Below are 26,474 nucleotides of genomic sequence, written 5' to 3'. Positions count from 1 at the left end.
TCATGCCTTGATCAGCCCGGCGCCGTGCAGGGCGTCGCCCGCGGCGGCGACGGTGTCGAAGGGCAGCCCGGACCGCTCGGCGACGTCGAGCAGACTGTGCTCGCCGTCGGAGAGGTTGAGCACCCAGAGCATGGCCATCTGGGCCTGTTTGGTGTCGCTGCGGCCGCCGAGCGCGTCGTACAGGCCGCGTCGGCCCAACTGCGGTTCGCCGTAGGGGCTCAGGTTGACGTACTGCCGGTTGCGGTCGAGGACGGCGAACGCCTCGCGGCAGACGGCGAGTGTGTCGGCCATCGCCTCCGGGGAGACGAAGTCCAGGTTGTCCGCCGAGGTGTGGTACTCGGGATAGCCCGCGTACGGGGTCCGGGTGAGCGAGCCCACGCCGAGGTCGAACCCGGGCGAGCAGTACTGCCGCTCGTCGTAGCCGTACGGCGTGAACTCGGTGACGCGGTGCGGGCGTGCGGAGGCGGCCAGTACGTGCCGCATCACCCGGTCGATCTCCGCGTCGCCGCGCCTGCTCCGCTTGTACGTCAGCTGACCCGCGTCACCGGCGCAGGCCAGCACCAGACCGTGCTTGACCCGATCCACCCGCTCGGCGTTGCGGGCCAGCCACGTGATCGCCCCGATGGTGCCGGGCGCGAAGACGAACCGGTAGGTGTAGTACGGCGTTCGCCGGGCCAGCGCCCGGGCCAGGAACGTCGCGACCGCGATGCCGGCCAGGTTGTCGTTGGCCAGCGACGGGTGGCAGACGTGGCAGGAGACGATCACCTCGTCGGGGACCTGCCCGGGGACGACGTGCTCGGCGTAGGTGAGGTGGCCGTCCGCGAGGGTGGAGTCGATGCGGACCTCGTACTCGCCGTCCGGCATCGCGTCCAGGGTCTCCTGGGCCAGGCAGAACCCCCATTCCGGCTTGTAGTAACTGGTGCGGTACGGCACCCGGTCCGGGTGCTCCGGCAGGGTGTGCAGATGTCCGCGCAGTTCGGCCAGCGGCATGGTCGCCGACACCGGCACGCTGTAGCCGAGCACGTGCAGGCTGGACGCGGCGAAGTCGACGACCCGGTTCCCGGCGGTGTCGGCGATGTACGCGTCGCGGATGTTCCACTCCTGCGGCACGGTCCAGTCGAGCACCTGCGTGCCGGTCGGCACCTCGTGCCTCTGGAGCGGGATGTACTCCCCGACGATGTCCAGGGTGGCGCGCACACCGTCGCCGGTGATGCTCCGGCACAGCGGGTACATCCGCTCCACCAGCGCGTACATCTCCTCGCCGATCCCGGTCACGGGCGCCACCGCAGGGTGTCGTCGACGGCGCCGGACCCGGACGCCGCGCGCAGCACGGCGAGGCGGGTGAAGCGTTGCTCGAAGTCCTCCCGGGTCAGGCCGAACTTCCGGTAGGCGTCGGCGAGTTCGAGTGCGCCCCGCTTCACCGTCCACTCGCAGTCGAAGCCGGGCACCGCGGCGCGGAAGCGGGAGAAGTCCACCCGGTACGACCGTGGATCGGCACCGGTCTCCCCGGTGATCACCACCTTCGCCCCGGACACCGCCTCGGCGACCTGCCCGGCGATCTCGGCGACGGTGACGTTGTTGGTCTCGCTGCCGATGTTGAACGCCCGGTCGTGCACCACTTCCCGAGGCGCGGTCAGCGCGGCTGTGAAGGCCCGTGCGATGTCGGCGGCGTGCACCAGCGGGCGCCAGGGAGTGCCGTCGGACAGCACGAGGACCTCGCCGGACAGAAGTGCGTGGCCCACCAGGTTGTTGAGCACGATGTCGGCGCGCAGCCGGGGCGAGTAGCCGAAGGCGGTGGCGTTGCGCATGTACACCGGGGTGAAGTCGCCGTCGGCCAGGGCGTGCAGGTCGTCCTCCACCCGCACCTTGGACTCCGCGTACGGCGTCACCGGGCGCAGCGGGGCGTCCTCGGCGACCAGGTGGTCGCCGCCGGCGGCGCCGTAGACCGAGCAGGTCGACGCGTACAGGAAGCGCCGCGCTCCGGCGTCGCGGGCCAGCCGGGCCAGCCGTACGGACGCGTGGTGGTTGATGTCGTAGGTGAGCTCCGGCGCCAGCGATCCCAGCGGGTCGTTGGAGAGCGCGGCGAGGTGGATCACGGCGTCCACCCCGGCCAGGTGGTCGGCCGTGACGTCGCGCAGGTCCACCCGGTGCCCCTGCGGGTCGGCGGGCGTCGGGCCGAGGACGCAGTCGGCGAACAGGCCGGCGTCGAGGCCGACGACCTCGTGCCCCGCGGCCGTGAGGACCGGGGCCATGACGGTGCCCAGGTAGCCCTGGTGCCCGGTGAGCAGTACGCGCAAGGTTCAGTCCCCCAGGTCGAGCGTGAGTTTGGTGACGGCGAACGCCTCGGCGTAGCGCTCGTGGCATTCGATGCCGCGGATCCGGGCCAGGCCGAGGAAGGCTTCCCGGTCGTACCAGGGCCGGTGCCGCTGCGAGGGGTAGTGCTCCTGGAGCAGCCGGACCTTCTCTTCGGCGATCTCCGGCGACAGCGGCTGGTAGGCGGCCGGTCGGCCGAGATCGCCGTCCCACTTGACGATCTCGTAGCCGAGGACCAGGTGGTCGCGGAACGCGGTCGGTATCAGCCGCGCCAGGCCGCGGTGGTCCTGGTGCGCGTCATCGGTGCGTGGGGCGAGGACCAGATCCGGGTCGGTCCGCTCGCGCAGCTCCTCGACGGCGGACTTGGCCTCCTCCCAGTGCGCGGGAAGCCGGCCGTCCGGCAGCTTGTGCACAGTCAGCCGCAGGTCGGCGCCCGGGCAGAAGGCGGCGAGCGCGGCCGCCTCCTCCTGCTCGCGCTCACTGCCGCCGCCGGAGAGTACCAGCGCGTCGACACGGACACCCGGCCGCGCGTGGCACAGCGTCAGCAGCGTGCCGCCGGCGCCGATGGCGATGTCGTCACAGTGCGCGCCCACCGCGACGATCCGGTCCAGGCGCCCCGCCCCGAGCCGGATCACGCGCTCACCGCCGCGCTGTCCCGTTCCCACACGGCCCACGGGCGGTCGCCCCGGGCGTAGGCGGCGTCGAGTGCGGCCCGCTCCTTCACGGTGTCGGTCGGTTTCCAGAAGCCGCGGTGCTGGTGCGCCACCAGCCGGCCGCTCTTGGCCAGTTGGGCGCATCCGTCGGCGACCAGGTCCCCGTTCTCGGGGATGTGGTCGAAGATCTCCTGGCGGAGCACGAAGTAGCCGCCGTTCTCCCACAGCGGCAGTTCGCTCACCGCGGTGATGCCTCCGACCAGACCGTCCTCGCCCAGGTCGACGCAGTGGAACGACGACTGCGGCGGCACCACCATCATCGACGCACCGGCGTCACGCCGGGCGAAGTTCTCGATCATCTCCGGCAGCGGGGCGTCGGTGAGCACGTCGGCGTAGTTGGCGAGGAACATCTCGTCGCCGTCCAGGTGGTGCCGCACCCGGCGCAGCCGCTCCCCGATCGGTGACTCGATGCCGGTCTGCGCGAACGTGATCGTCCAGTCCGAGATGTCGGTGGACAGCAGCTCGGTCCGCCCGTTGCGCAGCACGAAGTCGTTGGACGTCGTCTCCTCGTAGTTCAGGAAGAAGTCCTTGATGTGGTGGGCCCCGTACCCGAGGCACAGGATGAACTCCGTGTGCCCGAAGTGCGCGTAGTAGCGCATGACGTGCCAGATCAGCGGTCGCGGGCCGACCATCGCCATCGGCTTGGGCACGTCGTCGGAGGCTCCGCTGCGCATCCGCATCCCGTAACCGCCGCAGAACAGGACGACCTTCATGCTGTGACCTTTCAAGACGCGACCTCGACAATGCTCAGTTCCGGGATGGGAAAAACCAGCCGGCCACCCCAGTCGTGCACGTAGGACAGCTGCTCGACCAGTTCGGCCCGCAGGTTCCACGGGAGGACGAGCACGTAGTCCGGCTTGTCGGCGGCGATCCGCTCCGGCGGCAGGATCGGGACGCGGGTGCCCGGGGTGAACCTGCCGTGCTTGTACGGGTTGCGGTCGACCGTGTACGCGAGCAGGTCGGGCCGGATGCCGCAGTGGTTGAGCAGGGTGTTGCCCTTGCCCGGGGCGCCGTAGCCGACGACCGTCTCGCCGCGCTCGGCCGCCCCGACGAGGAACGCGAGGAGGTCCCGGCGCACCTTGGCCACCCGGGCGGAGAACTCGGTGTACCCGGACAGCTCCTGGAGCCCGGCGGCCTTCTCCCGGGCCAGCACGTCGGCCACCCGCGAGGTCGGCTCGCCCGCCACCTCGGCCGGCCGGGCCCACAGCCGGACGGAGCCGCCGTGCGTGGGCAGCAACTCGACGTCCACGAGCGCGAGTCCGCCGCTCTCCAGGGCCCGGATCGCGGAAGCGACCGTGTAGTACTGGAAGTGCTCGTGGTAGATCGTGTCGTACTGGTTCTCCTCCATCAGGGTCAGCAGGTGCTGCACCTCGATCGAGACCCAGCCGTCGTCCGCGACCAGGGCGCGCAGCCCCTGGCTGAACCCGACGACATCGGGGATGTGCGCGTACACGTTGTTGGCCACGACCAGGTTCGCCGGGCCGTACTCGTCGCGGACCGCCGCACCGGTGTCCGGGCTCAGGAACTCCGTGAGCGTGGGCACACCCGCATCGCGCGCCGCGGCGCCGACGTTCACCGACGGCTCGATGCCGAGGCAGCGGATCCCCCGGTCCACCACGTGCTTCAGCAGGTATCCGTCGTTGCTCGCGACCTCCACCACGAACGCGCCCGGGCCGAGCCCCACCCGCCGCACGGCGTCGGCGACGAACATGCGCGCGTGCTCCACCCAGGACGTCGAGTACGAGGAGAAGTACGCGTACTCCTTGAACGTCTCCTCCGGCGTGATCAGCGGCGGGATCTGCGCGAGCCAGCAGTCGGTGCAGACCCGCAGGTGCAGCGGGTACGTGGGCTCCGGCTGGTCAAGTTGGTCCGCGGCGAGAAAGCTCTCGCACGGCGGCGTCGCCCCCAGGTCGACGACGCTCGCCAGCGTCGCCGAGCCGCAGAGTCGGCATCGTGTCATCTAGTGCCCCCCATTGATTCCGTCCCCCATGGACTGCGTCCGCCCCGCGATCGCGGCGCGGTACTCCTCCTCCAGGCGCTCCAGCCCGACGGCCGGGCTGAAGCACTTCTCGTAACGGCGCCGGGCCGCCTGCCCCATCTCCCGGTTGCCGTCCGGTCCGGCCGCGATCCGGCGTATGCAGGACGCGAGCGAGGCGGGCTCGCCCGGCCGGTGCAGCAGCCCGGTCACCCCGTCCTCGACGAGTTCGACGAAGGCGCCGTGACCGGCGGCGACAGCCGGCACCCCCGCCGCCATCGCCTCCGCGACCACCAGGCCGAACGTCTCCATGGCCACCGACGGAGCCACCACGGCGACCGATCGCGCGACCGCTTGCCGGACCTGGGCCGGGTCGAGCAGACCGGAGTACCGCACGTCGTCCCTGCCCGCCGCCCACGCGGTCACCTCTCGCTCCAGCGGCCCCGCGCCGGCGAGCACGAGCGGCACGCCCACACCGCCGTCCGCCGCGACCTCGTCCCACGCGGCCATGAGCAGCCGCACCCCCTTGGCTTCCGCGAGCCGGCCGAGAAAGAGCAGTTGCTCTCCGTCGCCCACCCGGCAGGCGCCGGGGTCGGGTACGAAGTTGTGCTTCACCGTCAGCAACTCGGCCGGCATGCCAGACCGCACCAGGACGTCGCGCTGCGCCTCGGAGATGCAGAAGAACCGCTCCACGCCGGACCACCACCGCCGCCGGTTGACCGACAGGCTCACCGCGAGCGGCACCGTCGCGAGACGGGAGCCCCGGTAGCAGCCGTGCCGGACGGCGGGCAGCGGCGTCGCCGAGCCGACGCACTCGGTGCACAGCCGGCCGTTCCGTCGCAGCGTGCCGGGCGGGCAGATCTGGGTGTAGTTGTGCAGCGTGGCGACGACGGGCACGCCGGCGTCGGCGCAGGCGGCGAGGACCGCGGGCGACAGGAGCGGGAAGACGTTGTGGACGTGCACCACATCCGGCCGCTCGGCGCGGAGCTTGGCGGTGAGCTTTGAGCGGACCGCCGGGTTCCACGGCACCAGCAGCGGCACCGCGACCTTGCCGAGCAGGGACCGGCCGGCGATGTCGTCGCTGCGCCGCTCGAACACCTCGACCCGGTGGCCGGCCGCGCGCAGCAGCTCCACCTCCTCGTCGACGACCCGGTTCTCGCCGCTCGGCTGCGCCGAGGAGTAGCGGTTGTGCACCACGAGGACGTGCATGGTCAGCTCACCTCCCGATCCCGGGCCCAGCGCGGGATACCTGGTCGTGGGACTGGGGGTGTGGAGATCGGCGTGGCCGCGGCGGGCGCCGTGAGCAGCGAGGCGGCCAGGGCCAGATGCAGCAGATACGGCGAGGCGTCGCCGAGGCCGGCCTCCGTGTACGACGAGATCGCGACGTAGCTGATCAGGAACAGCGCGCAGGCCCTCGGCAGCGACGGCGGCCGCAGCAGCGCGACGCCGCCGAGCACGAGGATGACGGCCGCCACGAGGGCGACACCGATCAGACCCTGCTCGTTGTAGACGGCCAGCCAGCTGTTGTCGATCGGCAGCCCGCCGAACGACTTGTCGCCCAGGCCCTTGCCGAAGAGCTGCTCCGCGGTCGTCCGGGGCGCCGCCAGCAGGGCGTTCCAGACCTTGGCCCGACCGGTGAGGCTCGAGAAGTTCTCCTTGCTCTGTCCGCGCAGGAACCACGCCTGGAGCGCGGAGGCGAACCCCACCGCGGCCACCGTGGCGCACAGCACCGCCCAGGTGAAGAAGCGGCGGGCCGCGGCGCTGGTGAGGATGAGCGAGCCGATCGCCAGTGCCAACCCGGCGAGCAGGCCGACGGTGGCCGTCCGGGTGTGGGTGAGCGCGAGCAGGACGAGGGACGGAACGATGACCACCGCCGCACCGGCCTTGTCGACCTGGCGGCCCAGGAGAAGCAGCACGGTCAGCCCGGTGATCACCGCCGTGTACTGCCCGATCTGCGGCGGGGTGAGCGGCCACAGCGCGCCGACGAGGCGTCCGCCGTAGAGCTCGGGCATGGCGGCGCCCGGTGAGATGGCCAGGCCCGCGGCCACCGACACGAGCACCGCGAAGTACATCCTGATGTGGTGGCGGACGAACGTCAGACTGCCGTCCCACCAGCGGCTCACCAGCCAGAGTGTGCTGACGAAGAGGGCCAGCCGGGTGCAGCGGAACAGCGCGCCGAACCCGGACTCCAGGTGCACGCTGGAGATCACGCTCGGCACCAGCAGCAGGGTGAGCAGGAACACGAAGGCGTTGGGTCTGATGCGCAGCCGTGGGTTGAGCGCGAGCGCCAGCGCGAACGCGACGACCAGTGAGCCCATGGTGACCAGCTGGATGAGGGAGCGAGGCAGCTGGACGATGGTCTTGGCCCCGGCGGAGCCGAGCGTGTTGAGGCCCAGCAGCAGCCAGACGATCCCGACGGCCTTCGGTGTGGTGGCGGGGTCACGGTCCATCTCAACCACCAGCCCGTTTCGGGAAGGTGCTGCCCGCGTCCTGCCGGTACGGCGGGCCCTGCCACTGCCATGGGTCGAGCACCCGGCTCGGGTCCTCGACGACGAACTGCCACGGTCCGCGGTAGGTGTTGTCGTGCCAGCGGTTGTGCTGCTTGAGGGTGATCGCCTCGGCCACCCGCTTGCCCTTGTACGGCGACCAGTCCGGATAGGTGCCGTAGTTGGCGAGCACCGCCATGCGGTCGCACCTCTCCGCGCACTTGACGACGGACTTGTCCAGGACGAAGCGGTTGTCGTGGATGTCCACCCGCTGCGTCTTCCACCGGCAGTCCGCGTACAGCGGCGCGCCGGCGATCGCCGGTTTCACGCAGCGGTCCTTGTCCTTCACCAGCAGCGTGCAGTCACCGGACGAGGTGTTGGCCGGACTGTTGCAGAACCGGTCGGCGTTCTCCCACAGGGTGATCCCGTTCCAGTTGTTCTCCAGCACGTTCCGGTAGACGTCGATCTTGTCCGTGCGGGCTTCGACGCGTGGTTCGCCACCGGCCTCGGACAGGTAGAGGGTCGCGAACGGGAAGTCGTCGCCGTGCTCGGCGGACCTGCGGCCCTCGACCCAGTTGTTCCGCCGGATCGTGTTGTTCCGGATGACCGCGTTGTAGCTGATCTCGTAGATCAGCGCGGCACCGTCGTTCTCCTCGATCAGGTTGTCCTCGATGCGGAAGTCGTTGTTGTTGGTGTCCGCCCACAACCCGGCCCCGCGGTTGTCGTGCACCCAGTTGCCGCGTACCTCGGCGCCGTCGACGGCCCAGAACTTGATGCCTCCGGTGCAGCCGCAGCCGGGCTTGCGCCGCTCCCAGTCGCCGGTGTTGTTGCCGACGACCTCGTTGCCCTCGACCACCAGGTCACGGATGGTGTTGCCGGTCTTGTACGCGTTCATTCCGTACTGGCCGTTGTCGCGCAAGCAGTTGGCGCGGACCTGCTGGCGGGCCCCGGCCATCAGCCCGGCGCCGTCGTTGTTCCGGATCGTGTCGTGCTCGATCACCCACCCGTCGGCCATGTCGTGGTTGACCACGCCCTCGTCGGTCGGTGCGACGAAGCGCTGCACGGTCAGGTAGCGGATGGTGACGTCGCGGGCGGTGCCGCTGAACGCGTACGCGTTCTTCTTCCCGCCGTCGAGAACCGCGCCCGGCGCGCCGAGGTAGCGGTTCCCCTTCTTGGGCATGACCTGGGCGTAGCGCTCCGGTTCGAGCCGATGCGTGCCCGGTCGCAGCCAGAACGTGGTGCCAGGGGGATTGCTCTTCGTCTTCTCAGCCAGGTCACCGACCACGTCGGGGTCGACCGTCACCGCGCCCGCCGGCGCCTCGGCGGGCCCGGCCTCGGGCTTGGCGCACACCCGGGCCACGCCTGACGCGGCCCCGGACCGGGACGGCGCGGCGGCCGGTCTCCCCGGTGTGTCCGGCGAGCTCGTACAGCCGGTCGCCGCCAGGAGGGCCAGCGCCAGCGGTGCCGCGGGCAACGCCCGACGCCGGCACTTGATCCCCACGGGTCCCCTCCCCCCTAACCGCGGAACGTCAGTACGGTGGTGAACCCCCGCACGCCGTCGGCAACACCGGTGCCGACCAGCGTGGTGGTGGGTTCCTTGCGCCCGAATCCTTCGGAGTACCAGCCCAGCGGCGGCTCGGTCCCGCCGCGATGCGCACGCCAGGACAGTTCCCCGGGCAGGACGAGCACCGCGGAGCGGTCCTCGCCGTCCCGGGTCCAGGTGAGCCGTGCCCGGTTCCCCACCAGGTCCGCGGCGATCGCCGGGCCGAGGTGGAACGCCAGCCGCACGGCCCGGCGCGGGCCGCGCACCTCGTCGATCACCCTCAACTCCCGCTCGGCGGCCGTCAGTTCCACCCGGCGGCGGTGCACGGAGGGCCGGTAACCGTCGTGCTCGGCGCACCAGCGGGTCACCCCCTCGCCGGAGGTGTCCGCGACCAGGACGCGGCTCTGGGCATGCTGGGTCCACAGGAACGGGCCGCCGGAGACGGACTGGTCACCGCCGTCCAGTTGCAGGGTGTTGTGGCCGAGCGTCGACCGGAAGTACTGCCGCCACTCGGGCTGCCCGTGGTAGCAGAACGTCCCCGGGTCGGCGAGCACGTCGACCCCGTCGTGCCGGACCTCGACGGACAGCGCGTCCGCGTGGGCGTGCGCGGCGATGGACAGGAAGCCGTGCGGACCACCGTCGCAGCGGCACCAGATCTCCTCCGGGCCGCGCAGGATGGTGAGCCCCGCGTCGGCGAAGTGGGCCGGTCGGCCTGCCGGGCGGGACACGGCCGGTGCGGTTCCGTTCTTCGAGTACGGCCGGATGAGCGCGGCCAGCAGCGGGGTGCGCACATCGGTGCCGGTCACTCCCGGCCACCAGGCGAGCCGGCCGAACACGGCGTCCCCCGTGGCCAGCAGCGAGGCCCAGCGGTCGGTGCCCGCGCCGTCCACGACCAGACCGTGCCCGTCGTCCGCGTCCCCCTGGCGCGGCGGCCGCAGCCGGTTGTCCACGATGGCCGCGAGCGCGTCGGTCATCCGCAGCAGCACCAGCCGGATCGACGCGGGGACCGGCACTCCGGCGGCATCCGCCTCGGCCACCGCGGCCAGACCGAGCTCCAGCACCAGTCCGTGATACTCGGTGGCCAGCTCGCGGTTGAGGCCGGAGCCGAAGGTGTTGCCGCGCAGGTGCCGCTCCAGCGACCGCAGCGCGTCGGATCGCCAACGCGCCGAGGACGGGAACCACCCGAACGCGCAGGCCGCGGCGAACTGCCCGGCGGCCTCGGCGATGACGTGGTTGTTCGCCGAAGACCCCCGGCTGGGGAAGGCGGCCAGCCAGCGCTGGTGGTGCCAGATCTGGTTCAGCGCCACCGGGTTGTCCTCGAACAGCCCGGCCGCGCCCGGCCAGCCGTCGAGCAGCCGGCGGATCCACACCCAGGACAGCAGCCTGGTGCCCAGCTCGATGCCGCTGATCCAGTGCACGCCGCGCAGTGGTGGGTTGGCCGTCCACCACGACCGCAGGTGCTCGGCCACGCGCTCGGCGTACCGCTCCTTCCCGGTGATCGCGTAGGCGGCGGCGAGCACGGTGAGGTACTGGTGCCGGGACGGCTCCCAGATCTGCTTGATGTCCCCGACCGCGTCCTCGTTCCGGTACGGCACGTCGAAGGCGTAGGCCCCCGGAGCCCGGCGCCCGGTCTTCGGGTCGTACCACCAGTCCGGGTCGGCGAGGTCGTCACGGACCACCCCGAAGTACTCGGCGTGCCCGGCCATCAGCCGGTCCGCCTCCGCGATGAGGCGTTTCGCGGCGTCCGGCGGTACTGCGGCGAACGTCCCGGCGGGCAGTACCGCCGTGAACCGGGCGCCGGTCACGCTCGGGCAGTGCGCCCGCGCCGACCGCCACCGTCGCCTGCGCACCGCGTCGCCCACCCGGCCGCCGACCTCACGCGGTCCCATCCGGGACAGCCGCCGCAGGTACCAGCCGGCGCTCATGGTCATCGGGCCCTCGCCAACGTCACCGGCGCACCGCCGGTCAGGCCGGTCTGCACGGCGAGGGTGGCCGCGGTGGTGGCGACCAGCGACTGAAGCGGCACCGGCATCGGCCCACCCGTCCGCACGGCCCTGACGAACGCGGCCAGTTCGGCGTTCTGGCCCTTGTCGCGGGCCTTGGGCAGCCGAGAACTGACCCACCGCTTGCGGCCGTACACAGTGGCACGGACGAAGTCGTCGAGCCGCAGCGCCTTGCCGTCCGCGACCAGGTCCAGTGTCTCCTTGGGGAAACCGGCCGGGCCACTGGTGACGTAGCCGATGGTGGCGGTGGACCCGTCCGGGTAGCGCAGCACGACCTGGAGGTCCTCGTTGCCGGACGGGGCGACCGCGTACACCGAGACCGGGTCGGCGTCGAGCAGCCAGCTCGCCGTGTCGATGAAGTGCCCGCCCTCGCCGGCGAACCGCGAGCCCTCGGTGCCCTGTTGGAGGTACCAGCTGCCGTGGTCGAGGCGGCCCGCGTTGACCAGGTAGCGCAGGTTGGCCGGTCCGGTCCGGGCGCCGAACCGCTGCCTGGCCTCCCGCAGCAGTGGCGCGAACCGGCGGTTGAAGCCCACCTGTAGCCGGTCGTTGCCGGACTCCTCCACCGCCGCGAGGACGCCGGCCAGCTCCTCCTCGGTAAGGGCCAGGGGCTTCTCCACGAACACGGTCTTGCCGGCGAGCAGCGCCTTGCGGGTCAGTTCGGCGTGCGAGCTGTGCCGGGTGACGACGAACACCGCGTCGATGGACTCGTCGCCCAGCACGGCGTCGAGGTCGGTGGTCGCCTGGGCGAAGCCGAACTTCCGCTGCGCGTTGGCCGCGGACAGCGCCGTCGTGGTGACGACGGTCGACAACTCGACGCCGTCGCGCTGTGCCAGGTGCGGCAGCAGCATCGACGTCGCGTAGTTGCCGGCGCCGACGAACGCCAGCCGCACCGGCGTGTTGGCGGCCCGGGTCGGACTCGGCTTCACGTTCACCACGGGCACGGCCACCGCCGGGGCTGCCGCTTCCTCCGCTTTCCCCTCCTGTCGGGGGTACTGGAACAGCACAGCCACGGCCTTCAGGGCGCCGTCCTTCAGGCTCTGGTACGTCTCTACGGCGTCGTCGAAGTCGGCGACGTGGGAGACCAGGGGTGCCACGTCGACGCTGCCGCGGGCGAGGAGATCGAGGAAGCACGCCAGGTTGCGGCGCTCGGTCCAGCGGACGTAGCCGATCGGGTAGTCGCGCCCCTCCAGCTCGTACTCCGGGTCGTAGCGCCCGGGGCCGTAACTGCGGGAGAACCGGACGTCGAGCTCCTTCTCGTAGTACGCGTTCCAGGGCAGGTCCAGACGGCACTTGCCGATGTCGACGACCCGGCCGCGGTCCCGGCTCAGCTTGGCGGCCAGTTCGACGGGCTGGTTGCTGCCGCCGCCGGCGGCCAGGTACACCTGGTCGACGCCGTGGCCGCCGGTGAGTTCGGCGACGGCGGTCTCCACGGCCGCGGAGGCGGGGTCGCCGCAGGCCGCGGCGCCCAGGCGCTCGGCCAGCTCGCAGCGCACCGGATCGGGGTCGGCGCCGACGACGCGGACTCCCGAGGCGGCGAGGAGCTGCACCACCAGCTGCCCGATCAGTCCGAGGCCGATGACCAGTGCCACCTCGCCCAGCTGTGGCTCTCCTCGGCGGACGCCCTGCAAGGCGATCGACCCGACGGTGCCGAAGGCCGCGTGCCTGGGCGCGAGCCCGTCCGGAACCCGGGCGTAGAGGTTCTTCGGCACCCAGTTCAGCTCCGCGTGCAAGGCATGCTCGTTGCCGGCGCAGGCCACGAGGTCGCCGACCTTCACATCGTCGATCCCGGTGCCGACCTGCTCGACCACCCCGCACAGCGAGTAGCCCAGCGGCGTGTAGGAGTCCAGCTTGCCCATCACCTTGCGGTAGGTGGCCGGCACCCCGTTGGTGGCCACGCTCTGCATGACCTTGGCCACCTGGTCCGGGCGGGAGCGGGCCTTGCCCAGCATCGACATGCCGGCCTCGGAGACCTTCATCAGTTCGGTCCCGGTGGAGATCAGCGAGTAGGCGCTGCGGACCAGCACACCGCCCGGCTTGCACCCCGGCACCGGAACGTCGAGCACCGCCAACTCGCCGCTCTTGTAGTTCTGTACAACCTGCTTCACTCGAACTCCTCTGATTCCTAAGCCGTCAACCGAGTGCTCTGCCCGGACCCAGAGGTCGCGTCGCGATACCAGTACTCGAGGGTCAGCACATGCCACAGATGCTTGGAGAAGTCCCGCTGCCCGGCGGCGTCCTCGGCGACGAGCCGCTGAAGCGCGTCGCGGCGCAGGAACCCGGAGCGGACGAGCATGCCGTCGTTGACCACCTCGCGCACCAGCGGTGCCAGGTCCCGGCTCATCCAGGCGCGCAGCGGCGCGCTGAACAGGCCCTTGGGCCGGTACACGATCTCCCGGGGCAGGACCGACGTGGCCGCCTCCTTGAGGACGGCCTTGCCCTGCCGTCCGGCGATCTTGCGTTCGCCGGGCACGGCGAACGCCGCCTTCACCACCTCGACGTCCACGTACGGCACCCGCACCTCGGTCGACGCGGCCATGCTCGACCGGTCCGTATAGGCGAGGTTCAGGCCCGGCAGGAACATCCGGGCGTCGGTCAGGCACATGCGGTTGACGAAGTCGTCCAGGTCGTTGTCCTGATAGACGTCCGCGTGTTCGGTCAGCACGTCCTCGACCGTCCCCGCCAGGTCCGGATCGAGAAGGGCGAGCAGCTCATCCTGGTCGTACATGGTGTAGCTGCGCCGGAACGCGGTCTCCTCCGGCAGCTCGGCGAAGGAGAGGAACCGCTTCGCGAAGCGCACCGACCGGTACCCGCGACGGGACGTGGCGACCGGCAGCCGGTCCACGGCCGCGGACACCCCGCGCCGAAGGGGCCGGGGCACGCGCTGGTAGCGCAGCGCGATCAGGTTGGCCAGGTGCTTGCGGTACCCGGCGAACAGCTCGTCGGCGCCCATCCCCGAGAGCATCACCTTGACGCCGGCCTCCCGGGCGGCCGAGCAGATCAGGAACGTGTTGATCGCGGCGGGGTCGCCGATCGGCTCGTCCAGGTGGTAGGTCATCCGCGGCAGCAGGTCGAGCACGTTGGGAGCGATCTCGATCTCGTGCAGGTCGACGCCGAACCGCTCGGCCACCTGCCGGGCGTAGCGCAGGTCGTCCGGCATCGCCTCGAACCTGGCGTCCTCGGCGCGGAACCCGATCGTGTAGGCGGAGATCCCGGGCTGGTGACGGGCCGCCAGCGCGGTCAGGTAGCTGGAGTCGAGGCCGCCGGAGAGGAAGGTCGCCACGGGTACGTCGGAGAGCAGGTGGCGCCGCGTCGACTCCTCGACGACGGCGGCGATGTCCGGCCGCTCGCCGGAGCGGGCCCGCTCCCGGCCCTCGGCGGCGACGTCCTTCAGATTCCAGAACCGGCCGCGCTCCACCCGGCCGTCGGGCCGGCACCTCAGCCAGCTCCCCGGCGGCAGCTTCTCCGCCTCGCGGAACGCGCACCGTGAGTCCGGCACCCAGTAGTACAGCAGCGAGGCCACCAGTGCCGCAGGGTCCACCTCCAGCGACCCGCCGGTCACGGCGGCGAGCGCCTTCAGCTCGGAGGCGAACACCAGACCCTCGCCGCGCCGGAGCAGGAACAGCGGCTTGATGCCGAGCTGATCGCGGGCGAGCACCAGGTCACCGGTCCGCTCGTCGAAGACGCCGAACGCGAACATGCCGCGCAGCCGGGGCAGGCAGTCGGTGCCCCAGCGCCGCCAGGCCTCGAGGAGCACCTCGGTGTCGGAGGTACCGCGGAAGCGGACCCCGGCGGCTGCCAGTTCGGCACGCAGCTCCGGCGCGTTGTACAGCTCACCGTTGTACGTCAGGGCGAGGCCGCCCTTGGCCATCGGCTGGGCCCCGGTGTCGGACAGGTCGATGATGGACAGCCGGCGGTGCCCGAGGTGCACGTCGCCGTCACCGACGAAGTGGCTGTACCGGCCCGCCCCGTCCGGACCGCGGTGGGCGAGGGTATCGGTGAGCCGGTCGGTCACGATCTTGCCGTCCGGCCAGCGGTAAGTACCTGCGATGCCACACATGTCCTACCGCGCCTCCTGGTCGTTGTCCGCGCCCCGCGCGGCCCACATCGGCTGTCGCTCCGTCCGCCGCCGGCCCGTGGTGTTCTGCTGGGCCGGCCGCTCGCCCCGGCCGCGCAGCGCGGTGTGCAGCCCGTCCCACAACGTGCCGTCGGTCCGGTCCCGCGGATCGGGGTCGATCAGCACGACACCGATCACCGCGATGTGCTGGTCCGCGAGCTGCCGCGCCACGGTGTGCAGCCATGCGGCGCTGCCGTGCCCGGCACGCACGACGAGCACGGTCTGCGTGCCGAGGTACCGGAGGTCGGTCCACGCCGTGCCGGGCGCCACCGAGCCGACGCCGAGCCGGCGCTCCTGAGGCGACACGGCCGCGGCACGTTCGCCGCTGACCACGGTCGGGTCTCCGGGCTTCGGGCGGCGGTCCGCGAGCTGCGGGCCGGGCAGACCGTCGATGACGGTCACCGCGCCCTCCGCCGCCATCGCCCTGGCGAGGTCGAGGGCGATCACGCTGGTGTTGCGCGCACAGCCGAGTTCCAGCAGCGACACCGGCTCCGTGGAGCCGCGCACGGTGCGGGCGAGGTGCGCGGTGAGCCGTTCGCGTGTCAGCCGGGTCCGTCGGCGCTGCAAGAGCCTGCCCGACCGGCGGGGCAGCTCCGCCATGACCGAGGCGCCGAGGTTCGCCGCGATGTCCCGGCGCAGCACGGGGCGGTCCGCGACCACGACGCCGACCGCGGCGAGGGCGAACCCGAGGACGAGGCCGAGGACGAACCCGATCGCGGCGTCGGTGGCGGCGGCCTTGGGCAGGGAGTGCTTCACCGGGCGCGGGGCGTCCACGATCTCCGTGCCGGCGATGACCTGGGGCGTGCCGACACGCGCCTCCTCGGCGCGCTGGTTGAAATCGGCGATCCGCGTCGTGAGTTCGGCCCGGCGGGCGAAGAGCGACTCGATGCTCGCCGACTCCTCCGGGTCGGTCTCCGTTTCCGGCGATCGGTCTCCGATGTCCTTGTTGACCTGGGCGAGTTCGTCCTTCATACGGTCACGCTGGTCGAGCAGGGCCCTGGCCTCGGCGTTCGCGGTCGCGCGCATCCTCCGCACCTGGTCCGCGACGAACGCGTCGGCCAGCGCTCCGGCCCGGGCCACCGCTTCCGCGTCGCTGGCGCCCGTCACAGTGATCTTCAGCAGGTTGTTGGTGACGCCGGTGCCCCGGTAGTCCCGCATGAAGTCTTCGGGGTCTTCGGACGAGTGGAGGGACCGCAGGGCTTTTTCGGCGATCCGCGTGGTCCCCAACACCTCGACGTCGGTGCGGATCAGCGTTCCGGTGTCGTTCGGCTGGTCCTCCTTGTGCGCGACCAGCACCTTGGTGACCGCGGTCGGGGGCGGTGGCATCAGGACCGCCACGGCCGCGCCGGCCAGCAGTCCGAGGAGCGCCATGGCGCACCACAGGCGGCGGCGTCTGCGGACCGCGACCACCAGCGCGTGCAGGTCGAGGAGCGGGGTGGTGGCCGACGACTCCGGTGTCGTGCTCGTCGTCACGCTGAACCTCCCGTCGCGTGGCCGCGCACCGCCAGCGCCAAGGTGGCCTCGTCCGAAGGACGGCCGGCCGTCCTCGTCGGACGGGTCCGGACCATGCCGGCGACGACGATGCCGACGACCTCGTGCCGGCCGTCCGCGCACGCCTCGGCGATGCCGGCGAGCTCCTCCGCGGTCCAGCTCCCCGCGCTGAGCACGACCAGGGCGCCGGACTCGGTGTCGCGGTCCGGCACGACCGGCCGGTCCACCGAGACCCGCACCACCCGCAGCTGCGGGTCGCTCCTGGCCTCGGCGGCGAGCTGTTCGGCGGCCCGGCGGGCGATCTCGTCGCCGTCCGGTACGACAGCCAACAGCCGCCTTGGAGAGGGAAGTCGGGACCGGAGTCGTGCACACACCCGCCGGTAGCGGATCCGTCGGCCGGCCTCGTCGCCGGATGTCTGCGGGGCAGGGAGGTCCCACCGGGTGTCGATGCCGAGGAGCCGGCGGATCAGGGCCCGTGGGCCGCGGTCTTCCGGCCGGTGCCCGCCGCGCCGTTCGTCGGGCACGTCGACGGTGCCGAGGAGCGCCGAGCCCAGCGCCGCGGCGATCTCCGGTTCGGTGCGCAGTCTGCGGTTCGCCCGTGCGGCGACGAGATGGCCGACGACCGCGAGCAGGAAGAACAGCAGCGCCCCGGCGGCGACGAGCTGCGTCCTGGTCGGCGGCGCCTCGCCGGTCGGGCGGGCCGCCGGCCCCATGACGACCATGCCGGCCACGGTGTTCGCCGGATCGGCCTCCTCCAGCTTCGTCATGGCCTCCTCGAGCGACGTGCGCAGCTTCTCGAGCTCGGTGCGCACCTGCACGCTCTCCACGGTCTGTCCCGGATCGGCCGCGTCGGCCAGTTCGCTGATGCGGCGGTTGGTCTCCTCCACCTTCTTCCGCAGCACCTCGGGCTCCGTGGCCGCTTTGGAATCGGTGCTGCCGCCCGCGATCCGCGCCGCGAACTTGACGAACTGGTCGGCCACTTGGTCGGAGAGCCGCTGCGCGCGCTCCGGGGTGTCGGCCGTGCCCGAGATCTTGATGATGTTCCCGTCGGCGGCCTTGGCGGTCACTTGATCCCGCAGCTCGGCGCCGCTGACGCCCGGCCAGTCGAGCGCCGCCGCGGCGCGGTCGATCACCGTCGAACTGGTCGCGATGTCCACCTGAGTGAGCAGTTCGCGCTCTTCCCACTGTCCGGGCAACAGGACCGAGGCCGATGTCGTGTACCGCGGCGGAAACAGCAGAGAGGCGCCGTAGCCGACGAGCGCCCCCACCATGGCGAGGACGGCGAGGAACCGCCAGCGCCGACGGAGTATCCGCCCGATCGTGACCAGGCGTATCGTGTCATCGCTCAACGGCGCGGCCTCTTCCCTGCCCGGCCCGGGTCGCCCGCCGACACCGGAGCGTGGTCACGGCAGGCAGCGGCGTAGGCGGCGAGCAGCGACGCCTGCGAGTTCCGCCAGGAGAGCGGCCCGCTGATCCGCTCCTGGCCGATCTCGCCCATCCGGGCCCGCTTCTCCGGATCGTCCAGCAACACCGCGATGAGCTTGGCGAACTGGGCCTCGTCGTTGGCGGGCGCGTAGACGGCGGCGTCACCGGCGGAGACGCGCGCCTCCTTCAGATCGAACGAGACGATCGGCCGGCCCATCGCCATGTACTCCAGGACCTTGTTCATGGTCGACACGTCGTTGAGCGGATTCCGTGGGTCGGGGGAGAGGCACACGTCCGCGGTGGACAGGTAGCGCACCAGGTCGGCGTCCGGAACGCGCCCGGTGAACTGCACCTGCTCCGTGAGCCCGAGCCGCCGGGACAGCTCCACCATCGCGTCGAAGGCGTCGCCGGAGCCGACGAACACCGCGTGCCAGTCGGTCCGCCCGAACTCGTCGCGCAGCTTCGCGAGGGCGCGCAAGGCGTAGTCGACGCCGTCCTGCGGGCCCATGACGCCGAGATAGCACAGCAGATGAGGCTTGCCGCGCTTCAACTCCAGCTCGGGCGGCACCGGTTGGAACCGCTCGATCGCGGGTGCGCTGCGCACCACGAAAACGTCCCCGGGGCGTCGGCCGCCACGGCGCAGCGCGACGTCCCGGTAGCTCTCGTTCGTGGCGAGCACGACGTCCGCTGCCCGGTAGGTCAGCCGTTCCAGCACGCACACGGCGCGGTAGAGCAGATCCTCGCCGCGGCCGAACCGGGAGAGGTACAGCTCGGGCACCAGGTCGTGCTGGTCGAAGACGAACCGCGCGCCGCGCCGCCTCAGCCACAGGGCCGGCAGGAACAGCAGGTCGGGCGGGTTGCAGGCGTGGACCACGTCGACCGGGCCCACCTTCCGGGCCAGTCGGGCCGTGTGCCACAACGCCGATCCGTACTCCCGCAGGTAGCCGGCCGGCCCTCCGGTGGCCGCGCGCAACGGGTAGCGGTGGATCCGCACCCCGTCGATCTCCGCCTCCGGCTCCGTGTCCCGCTTGCTCCCCCGGGGACAGATGACGTGCACCGTCCAGCCCGCGTCGCGCAGCGTCGTGCACTCCTGCCACACCCGCCGGTCGAACGGCACCGACAGGTTCTCCACCAGGATCAGCGCGCGCCGGTCCGGCCGGTCGCCGCTGGTCGGGTCACCAAGCAAGGCCCACGTACCCCGGTTCGGCCCGACGCGCCTCGGCGTCGGGAAGGCGGACGAGGTCGACGATCACCGGGCCGCCGCCATGGGGCAGCGCCGACAGCACGGCCGGGTCCCTGGTCCCGACCAGGCACACCTCGGCGTGCTCCAGCACTTCGTCGACGGAGTCCGCGAGCAGCTGCGCGAGGTGCGGCAGCCGGGTCTCGATGTACTCGCGGTTCGCGCCGATCAGCCGGGAGAGGCTCACGTTGGCGTCGTGGATCCGCAGGTCGTAGCCCTTGCCGAAGAGCCGCTCCGCCAGCTCGACCAGCGGGCTCTCGCGTAGGTCGTCGGTGCCGGGTTTGAAGGACAGCCCGAACAGGCCCACCCGGCGCTTGCCGGTGCGCTCGACCAGCTCCACCGCGCGTTGCAGATGGTCGGAGTTGGAGGGCAGCACGTGGGCGAGGATGGGCACCGAGACGTCGGCCCGCTGGGCCGCGTGGACCAGGCTGCGCAGGTCCTTGGGCAGGCAGGAGCCACCGAAGGCGAACCCGGGCCGCAGGTAGGCGGGGCTGATGTTCAGCTTGCGGTCGGCCAGGAACACGTCCATCACCTGGTGCGAGTCCACCCCGAGCGCCTGGCACACGGCGCCCAGCTCGTTCGCGAAACCGATCTTCAGCCCGTGGAAGGCGTTGTCCGCGTACTTGATCGCCTCGGCCGTCGGGACCGGAACCCGGAACACCTCGCCGGGCAAGCCGTCGTACAGTGCCGTCACCGCATCGCCGCTCGCCGGGTCGAGTTCGCCGATGACCGTCTTGGGCGGATCGAAGAAGTCCCGCACGCTCGTGCCCTCGCGCAGGAACTCCGGGTTGACCGCGACCCCGATGTCCACCCCGGCCGTACCGCCGACGTACTTCTCCAGGATCGGTACCAGCAGGTTCAGGCAGGTGCCCGGGAGCATGGTGCTGCGGAAGACGACGGTGTGCCGGCCCCCCCGCTTCGCCCCCTCGGCCAGCGCCGCGCCGATCTGCTCGGTGACCCGCTCCAGGTACGTGGTGCACAGGCTGCCGTTGGGCTCCGACGGCGTGCCCACGCAGACCAGTGACACCTCGCTGCCCATGATCGCCTCGCGGACGTCGCCGGTGGCGCGCAACGCCCCGGTCCGTACGACGTCGGCGACGAGCTCGCCGATCCGCTCCTCGACCACCGGGGCCTTGCCGTCGTTGACCAGGTCGACCTTCACCTGGTTCACGTCCACCCCGATGACTTCGTGACCCATGCCGGCCAGGCACGCGGCCGACACGCAGCCCACGTAGCCGAGCCCGAAAACGCTGACTCTCATGACTCGTTCCTCCCCCCAGGCAGGCCTCCTGGCCTGCGATCCGCGCGCCGGGCCGGACGACGGCCCGCGCGCATCAGTAGGCGCCTTGCCCGTAGAGCACCGCACGCAGCGTCTTCCACAAGATCACTGTGTCCAGGGCGAGCGACCAGTCCTCCACGTACCGCAGGTCCAGCCGCACCGCCTCCTCCCACGACAGGTCGCTGCGTCCGCTGATCTGCCACAGACCGGTGAGTCCGGGCTTCACCAGCAGCCGCCGCCGGATGTCCGGCCCGTACGCGGCGCACTCCTCCGGCAACGGAGGCCGTGGACCGACGAGCGACATCGATCCGGTGAGCACGTTGAAAAGCTGCGGGAGTTCGTCGACCGAGTACCGGCGCAGCACCGCTCCCACCCGGGTCACCCGCGGATCCCGGCGGAGCTTGAACAGCGGACCGGCGCCCTCGTTGCGGTGGGCCAGCCCGGCACGTGCCCCGTCAGCACCGGTGACCATGGTGCGGAACTTGTACATGGTGAACTCGCGGCCGTCCTTGCCGACCCTGCGCTGGCGGTAGAACGCCCCGCCCCGACTGTCCGCCACCACGAGCAGCCCGACGAACACCATCAGCGGCGCGAACAGCACCAGCAGGATCGCCGCGCCCATCCTGTCGACGACCTCTTTGACCGCCCGGCGGCCCCCGGTGAAGATCGGCATGCTGACCCGCAGCAGCGGGATCCCGAGCACCGCGTCGACGTGCAGCCGGGGGCCGGCCACCTCCATCAGCACGGGTGCCACGACCATCTCGGCGTCGCTGCCTTCCAGGTTCCAGGCCAGCCGCTGGAGCCGGACCGGTGACCAGTGCGGGTCCGGTGTGACCGCGACGACACGGTAGCCGTCGTGGCTGACGTGCTTGGCGACGTCCGCCAGTTGACCGACGACCGGCACTCCGTCCAGTTCGTCACCGTCGAGCCCGAGACCGTCCGTCGTGCACACCGCGTCCACGCGCCAGCCGAGGTGCGGGAACTTACGGGTCCGGTTGATCAGGTCGCGCACGGTGGCCGGGCTTCCGGCGGCGAGCACCGGTCTCAGGCACCGTCCTTCCTTCCGTTGTTTGTGCAGCCACAGGCGCAGCACATACCGCGCGGTCATGGTGACGAGCGCGATCGCGGGGATCGCGACGAAGATCCAGAGTTTGATGTTGCGTGAGGTGAGGGCGATCCCGCCGAGCGCCAGTACGACGGTCGCCGTGAACAGTGAGCGTCCGAGTCGCCGGAATTCCTCGGCGCCCTGGCCGAGAACGGCCGGAGCCCATGACCGGCTCACCCCAAGCGCCCCCAGCACCAGCAACTCGGTGCCGAATGCGAGAATCCCCCACTTCTCGTGCCAGTTGGCCGCGTCCCGGGCCCCGAAGAAATTGCCGATCGCCGCCACCACGAAAGCGGTGGCCACGGTATCGCTGATGATCACGGTACGGCGATACCGCTGCTCCCAGTCGATCGCGGGCTGGCCGATTGCCCCGTTTTCCAGACGCCCGCGCGCCGACGGAAACGAGCTGACAAGTCCCCCTTGCCGCACAGAACCCCCCCAGGTCCCAGTGGTTCGACGTGTTCGCCTAACACTGTTCCTCCCCTCGGGAGGCCCCCGCCCCCCGCACTGTTCCTCCCCTCAGGAGGCCCCCACCCCCTGCACATGCCATCCCGGCTGTTTCAGACACTCAAGGCGCGCGGAAACCCGTCGAAACCTCGGGTGACCCCCGCACCCAAGGCTCCCTCTCGGGCTCCACGAATTGATCATCCACACGTCTGGCGCCGGGGACGCGACTGCTCGCTTGCCGTAACGCCGGACCTAAAGATCATTAATTGGTCGCCTCATGTCCGATCAGCTGAAGCACGGTCAATCTAGACCATCGGGACCGATATGAAGAGGGGGTGTGTGGAATTTGTGCTCAAGCTTTGAGACCCGATCCACCGATCGACGACCGCCTACGGGTGCCTTTGCGCCACCGCACGCTCCGAGACTCAACGCTATTGGCGGTCAGGGATATTGCCAGGGCGTCAGCTCGCTCCCACCATGGGAGCGCTCCCATAAGCGGCGTCCGCAGGAGGACCGTGTTTCTCCGCTTCTCGCACCTGCCGCCATGTGTGTGTGCCGCTCGGACCCTGTGGCCGTGCCGCGGCCGGGAGCCCGCCGAACTCCTCCCCGACCGACACTGGACACCTTGTGACACCGGCCCCCCGTACCACCCGCCGCCCTCGTTGCCGTGCTGCTCGCCGCCACCGCCGTCAGTGCCCGCGCGCACGACTCGTCGGCCTCCGCTCCCGCGCCGGAGCGCGCGCCGACGAGTTCGGCACCGACCGCCGCCTCCGACGGCACGGGCACGTCGCCCATCCGGCTCACCCTCGACGGCACGTAGACGCCACCCTGAACGACAGCGCGACGCCCAGGACTTGGATCATCTGCCGGGCCGCCGAGGACGCCACCCTCCCACGAGGGGCTGCGCCTGCCGGTGTTCTGGGCGGCGGGCGCCAGCCACGGCATCGGCGGCAGTCTCGCCTGATCAGCCGGCCTTCTTCCATTGCGGCCACTGCTCCAGCGCCGTGGTGACGCGGTTCGTCAGGGGCGGGATGGCCTTGCTCGCCTGTTCGTAGGCGGCGACGAGGTCTTCCAGCATCTTCGTGTTGCGCCGCACGTCGTCCGTCTCCGAGTCGAGCACGGAGGTGCACTCGCGGGCCGCGTCCCGGCTCTTGCTCAGCAGGGTGGTCCACGCGCGGCCCAGTTCGGGGTCGGGTACGCCCAGATGGTGTCGGGCGGTGGCCGTGTCGCGGGCGAGGCCGGCGCAGACGGGGCGCAGGGTGTCACCGTTGACGGCACCGGTCTCGGCGTCCGTCGACTCCTTGAACCACTTCGCGAACGCGGTGTAGCGAGAGGCCAGGGCGATGATGTCGGCCTGGCCGCTCGTCTTGAACCAGGCCAGCAACTGGAAGCTGCGCACCCGTTCGCCGGTGCCGGCGGCCGGGCCACGGTCGGGCACCGCCAGGGCCGTACCGCCGCCGCCCGTCACGGAACGCACGGCCACGACGGACGACGCCACGGCCAGGACCGCTACGGCGCCCACGGCGACGCGGGTCGGCCAGGACCGCCGTACGGCCTCGGGGAGCGCTGGGGGTCCTTGGGCGCGGGGGAGTCGGGCCAGGGGCGCGGCGACCAGGGCGGCGCCGAACATCGCCGGCGCGGCCGTCTGCACCAGGAGTTCCGTCAGCGGCCAGGACCCGTCGGGCAGCCAGTGGCAGGTGTTGCCCATGACCCGCAGCGGGCCCTGACAGCCGTCGGCGGACTGGAGCACGAACTGCCCCGCCAGCGCCAGGATCTGGGCGATGCCCGCGGCGGCGAGGGCGCGGGGCAGCCGGTGGGTGCGGGTGGTCACGGCGACGACGGCCGCCGTCACGGTCACGCCGGTCCACAGGGCGACGGTCCGCCACCACATGTAGACGACGCTGAAGGCCGTGCCCCGCTCGCCGAGCGGAGGGCGCCAGGTGTGGACGTACGCCATCACCGCCGCGACTGCGGCGACGCCGAGCACACCCCCGGCCAGTCCGGCGAGGAGCGTGGACCGCAGCCCCGTCGCCCGTGGCCGTCTGAGCAGCAGCACGGCCGGGTACACCCACAGCACCACCGCGGCCGCCGCGATCACGGGGGTCGAGCCCGCGACGCTCGCGCTCGTGAGAACCGTGGCGATCCAGGGCAGCACCGCCGCGTACTGCTGCTGCCCGCTCCAGGGGCCGGGGAACATCCGGCGGATGTCCTGCTCCAGACCGCCCGCCTGGTAAAGGTCCCCGGCCAGCCACAGCTTGCCCCCGCCCAGCCACCAGCCGAGACCGGCCGCCGCCACGACGCACCCCGCGACGGCCGCGACGAGCACCGCTCCGCGCAGCGCGCGCGGCGTGCCCGGTGTGTCCCGCAGGCTCAGCCGGGCGCACTGGGCCAGCCAGCAGACGTAGGCCACGGCCCCGAGGAACGGGAAGAGCAGAGGTTCCGGATGCGGGGGCCACCAGCCGGGGCCGATGGTCGATCCGGACAGCAACTCCCCGCAGACCAGGCCGAGTCCGAGCGCCGAGCCGGCCCGCACACCCGAGGGTCCGGGGCCGCCCCGGTGCGCGGCGTACAGGGCCGCGCGCCAGACCGAGACCGCGAGGAGGGCCGCCGCCAGGCCCCCGACGAGCCAGGCGGCCGGACGCTCGTCCCACCGGTCGGTCAGCGCGTTCCCGGTGACCAGGGTCACCGCGCCGAGCAGGAACAACGGCATGTCCGTCAGCGCGAACAGGCCAGCCGGGTCCTCCAGCGCGCGTCGGCGCTCCGCCCAGGAGGGATGACTGCGCCACAGCACCGAGACGCTCCGCGCCGGGCGGCCCGGCGTCCCGGCTCCCTCGGCCCGCGCCCGCCAGACGCGGGGATCGGCGCCCAGGGCCACGGCCCCCCGGTCGGCGTACAGCTCGCGGTGGCGCAGGGTGTCGGCGCGGGCCAGGACGACCAGCAGGAACAGGAAGGCGGCGGTCGCGATCTCCCGGACCATGTACGGCCGGGCGGCGGGCCAGAAGACGGCGTCGACGCCCATGAACCAGCCGAACTGCGCCGCGACCAGGCTCCCGCCGAGCACGAGGGTGAACGGGACGGCGGCCAGGGTGAGGAAGACCCGCCAGAGTGCCGTCACGGCGTACGCGATGTCCACGTCCCGGTGGCGCAGATGGGCCAGTTCGTGCAGGAGCACGGCCTGGAAGCGGGCCGGGTCGGAGCGGCGGACGTGCAGCAGGCCGTTGTTGAGGCAGAGGGTGCGCCGGCCCGCCCGGCCGAAGACGACCGCGCCGGCGTCGAGGGCGGTCAGGTCGACCACGAGGTCGGGCAGGGCGCGCACTCCGGCGATCCCGGCCAGCCGGGCGACCTCGGCCCGGACCTCGCCCTGCGGGTCCCGGCCGTGCAGCGGCACCAGACCGTGCCGCCGCCGCTTCCAGCGCGGCAGCAGCAGGTACACGGCCGTGGCGGCCAGCAGGACGACGGCACTGCCGGCCAGGCCGTACCACTCCGGCGTCATGGGGGCGCCCTTGGCGCACTCCTTGATGGCCTCCGCCTGGGCGTTGCTCCGCGTCACGTTGTCGATGAGGTTGCCGCCCGGGTCGTAGCCCGCCGCGAACTCGCAGAGGAACGCGACGTTCTGGGCGGGGTACGGCCGCAGAAGGCCGGTCAGCATCTCGACCGTGGCCGCCGCCATCGCGACGACGAGGACGAGGAAGCGCAGGGTGGTTCCGGCGGGAAGCGCGCCCGGGTCGGGCGCCGGCGGCGCGGGCGCCGGGCGGGGCACGGCCGCCTCCGTGGCTCCGCTCACCGGACCGCCCCGTCCTCCTGACGACCACCGCCGTCGCCCGGCCGGCCCGGCTCGCCCGGCTCGCCCGGCTCACCGGGCCGGTCGTCGCGGGGGTCTTCCGTACCCGCCAGGGCCAGCCGTGCGACCACGCTGTCCGCGAGACCGTCGGCGTCGGGGAAGCCGCGCCGTACCGCCTCCTCGTGCACCCGCCGCCGTACGGACGCCAGTTGCTCCCGGTCGAGGTGGGGCACCTCGGGCGGGGTGGTCGGGCGGCGGGCGGACGGGCGCAGCCGTCCGAGGGCGGCCGTGGCCCGGTTCATCAGCCGCCCGGTGCCGTCCGCGACGGCGGCGCGGCACGCCTCGTCGACCACCAGCAGGACCAAGGGCGTGACCATGGCCGCGATGGCGTCGAGGCCGAAGCCCAGCGGGTCGGACCGTCCGCCGGAGGACGCCCGCCGCATCCGCCGTACCACCAGGCCGTAGTCCAGCCCCGCCAGATCCTCGACCAACTGCCGTTCATCCGGCGCGTGTCGGTCGACGACACCCCGCACCACATCGAGCACGGTCGCACGCATGC

The 26,474-nt window shown here is 71.9% G+C and carries 19 protein-coding genes; 1 reads left to right on the top strand and 18 read right to left on the bottom strand.

Features of this window, described 5'->3' with window-relative positions; all coding sequences use genetic code 11:
* From ACZ4WH_RS04965 to ACZ4WH_RS04890, 16 genes are all read right to left on the bottom strand, one after another.
* Positions 1 to 1,284, bottom strand: coding sequence for a DUF4910 domain-containing protein (locus ACZ4WH_RS04965; protein WP_468176668.1), 1,284 nt, complete (start codon positions 1,282 to 1,284; stop codon positions 1 to 3).
* Entirely contained in the window at positions 1,272 to 2,297 is a 1,026-nt protein-coding gene (locus ACZ4WH_RS04960; protein WP_468176666.1) for an NAD-dependent epimerase/dehydratase family protein, read from the bottom strand. Before ACZ4WH_RS04960 ends, ACZ4WH_RS04965 begins: the two co-directional genes overlap by 13 nt.
* 3 nt (positions 2,298 to 2,300) lie before the next feature.
* A complete protein-coding gene (locus ACZ4WH_RS04955) occupies positions 2,301 to 2,948 on the bottom strand; it encodes a PIG-L deacetylase family protein (protein WP_468176664.1) in 648 nt (215 codons plus the stop codon).
* On the bottom strand, positions 2,945 to 3,739 hold the full coding sequence (locus ACZ4WH_RS04950; RefSeq protein ID WP_468176662.1) for a glycosyltransferase family protein: 795 nt from the start codon (positions 3,737 to 3,739) through the stop codon (positions 2,945 to 2,947). The genes ACZ4WH_RS04955 and ACZ4WH_RS04950 overlap by 4 nt, the downstream gene beginning before the upstream one ends.
* An 11-nt stretch (positions 3,740 to 3,750) precedes the next feature.
* A complete protein-coding gene (locus ACZ4WH_RS04945; protein ID WP_468176660.1) occupies positions 3,751 to 4,986 on the bottom strand; it encodes a class I SAM-dependent methyltransferase in 1,236 nt (411 codons plus the stop codon).
* Positions 4,987 to 6,210, bottom strand: a complete 1,224-nt coding sequence (locus ACZ4WH_RS04940; protein WP_468176658.1) for a glycosyltransferase — start codon at positions 6,208 to 6,210, stop codon at positions 4,987 to 4,989.
* A gap of 2 nt (positions 6,211 to 6,212) precedes the next feature.
* Positions 6,213 to 7,451 (bottom strand): O-antigen ligase domain-containing protein, encoded by a 1,239-nt coding sequence (locus tag ACZ4WH_RS04935; protein WP_468176656.1) that lies wholly within the window; start codon positions 7,449 to 7,451, stop codon positions 6,213 to 6,215.
* Position 7,452: 1 nt separating this feature from the next.
* A complete protein-coding gene (locus ACZ4WH_RS04930) occupies positions 7,453 to 8,988 on the bottom strand; it encodes a right-handed parallel beta-helix repeat-containing protein (protein WP_468176654.1) in 1,536 nt (511 codons plus the stop codon).
* 14 nt (positions 8,989 to 9,002) lie between these two features.
* Positions 9,003 to 10,961 carry an alginate lyase family protein gene (locus tag ACZ4WH_RS04925; RefSeq protein ID WP_468176652.1) on the bottom strand — a complete coding sequence of 653 codons (1,959 nt, stop codon included), beginning with the start codon at positions 10,959 to 10,961 and terminating at the stop codon, positions 9,003 to 9,005.
* Positions 10,958 to 13,138, bottom strand: coding sequence for a bi-domain-containing oxidoreductase (locus ACZ4WH_RS04920; RefSeq protein WP_468176650.1), 2,181 nt, complete (start codon positions 13,136 to 13,138; stop codon positions 10,958 to 10,960). The genes ACZ4WH_RS04925 and ACZ4WH_RS04920 overlap by 4 nt, the downstream gene beginning before the upstream one ends.
* Positions 13,139 to 13,155: 17 nt before the next feature.
* Positions 13,156 to 15,090, bottom strand: coding sequence for an asparagine synthase (glutamine-hydrolyzing) (asnB, locus tag ACZ4WH_RS04915; protein ID WP_468176649.1), 1,935 nt, complete (start codon positions 15,088 to 15,090; stop codon positions 13,156 to 13,158).
* Positions 15,091 to 15,093: 3 nt separating this feature from the next.
* On the bottom strand, positions 15,094 to 16,620 hold the full coding sequence (locus tag ACZ4WH_RS04910) for a Wzz/FepE/Etk N-terminal domain-containing protein (protein WP_468176648.1): 1,527 nt from the start codon (positions 16,618 to 16,620) through the stop codon (positions 15,094 to 15,096).
* A complete protein-coding gene (locus ACZ4WH_RS04905) occupies positions 16,617 to 17,987 on the bottom strand; it encodes a Wzz/FepE/Etk N-terminal domain-containing protein (RefSeq protein WP_468176647.1) in 1,371 nt (456 codons plus the stop codon). The genes ACZ4WH_RS04910 and ACZ4WH_RS04905 overlap by 4 nt, the downstream gene beginning before the upstream one ends.
* Positions 17,984 to 19,249 (bottom strand): glycosyltransferase family 4 protein, encoded by a 1,266-nt coding sequence (locus tag ACZ4WH_RS04900; RefSeq protein WP_468176646.1) that lies wholly within the window; start codon positions 19,247 to 19,249, stop codon positions 17,984 to 17,986. The genes ACZ4WH_RS04905 and ACZ4WH_RS04900 overlap by 4 nt, the downstream gene beginning before the upstream one ends.
* A complete protein-coding gene (locus tag ACZ4WH_RS04895; RefSeq protein ID WP_468176645.1) occupies positions 19,239 to 20,564 on the bottom strand; it encodes a nucleotide sugar dehydrogenase in 1,326 nt (441 codons plus the stop codon). Before ACZ4WH_RS04895 ends, ACZ4WH_RS04900 begins: the two co-directional genes overlap by 11 nt.
* A gap of 73 nt (positions 20,565 to 20,637) precedes the next feature.
* Positions 20,638 to 22,116, bottom strand: a complete 1,479-nt coding sequence (locus ACZ4WH_RS04890; RefSeq protein WP_468176644.1) for a sugar transferase — start codon at positions 22,114 to 22,116, stop codon at positions 20,638 to 20,640.
* 685 nt (positions 22,117 to 22,801) lie between these two features.
* Between ACZ4WH_RS04890 and ACZ4WH_RS04885 the strand changes: the two genes are divergently transcribed.
* Complete coding sequence (locus ACZ4WH_RS04885; RefSeq protein WP_468176642.1) at positions 22,802 to 22,954, top strand: hypothetical protein; 153 nt, start codon at positions 22,802 to 22,804, stop codon at positions 22,952 to 22,954.
* 144 nt (positions 22,955 to 23,098) lie between these two features.
* On the opposite strand, the gene ACZ4WH_RS04880 is transcribed toward ACZ4WH_RS04885, so the two are convergent.
* Positions 23,099 to 25,918: a M48 family metalloprotease gene (locus tag ACZ4WH_RS04880; protein WP_468176640.1), complete on the bottom strand. Its 2,820-nt coding sequence runs from the start codon at positions 25,916 to 25,918 to the stop codon at positions 23,099 to 23,101.
* Positions 25,915 to 26,472, bottom strand: coding sequence for a hypothetical protein (locus ACZ4WH_RS04875; protein WP_468176638.1), 558 nt, complete (start codon positions 26,470 to 26,472; stop codon positions 25,915 to 25,917). Before ACZ4WH_RS04875 ends, ACZ4WH_RS04880 begins: the two co-directional genes overlap by 4 nt.
* Between the last annotated feature and the right edge of the window lie 2 nt (positions 26,473 to 26,474).

This window comes from Streptomyces sp. NPDC029138, from assembly GCF_055564375.1.
The sequence above is the reverse complement of the archived record's forward strand: the minus strand, read 5'-3'. Positions and strand labels throughout refer to the sequence as shown.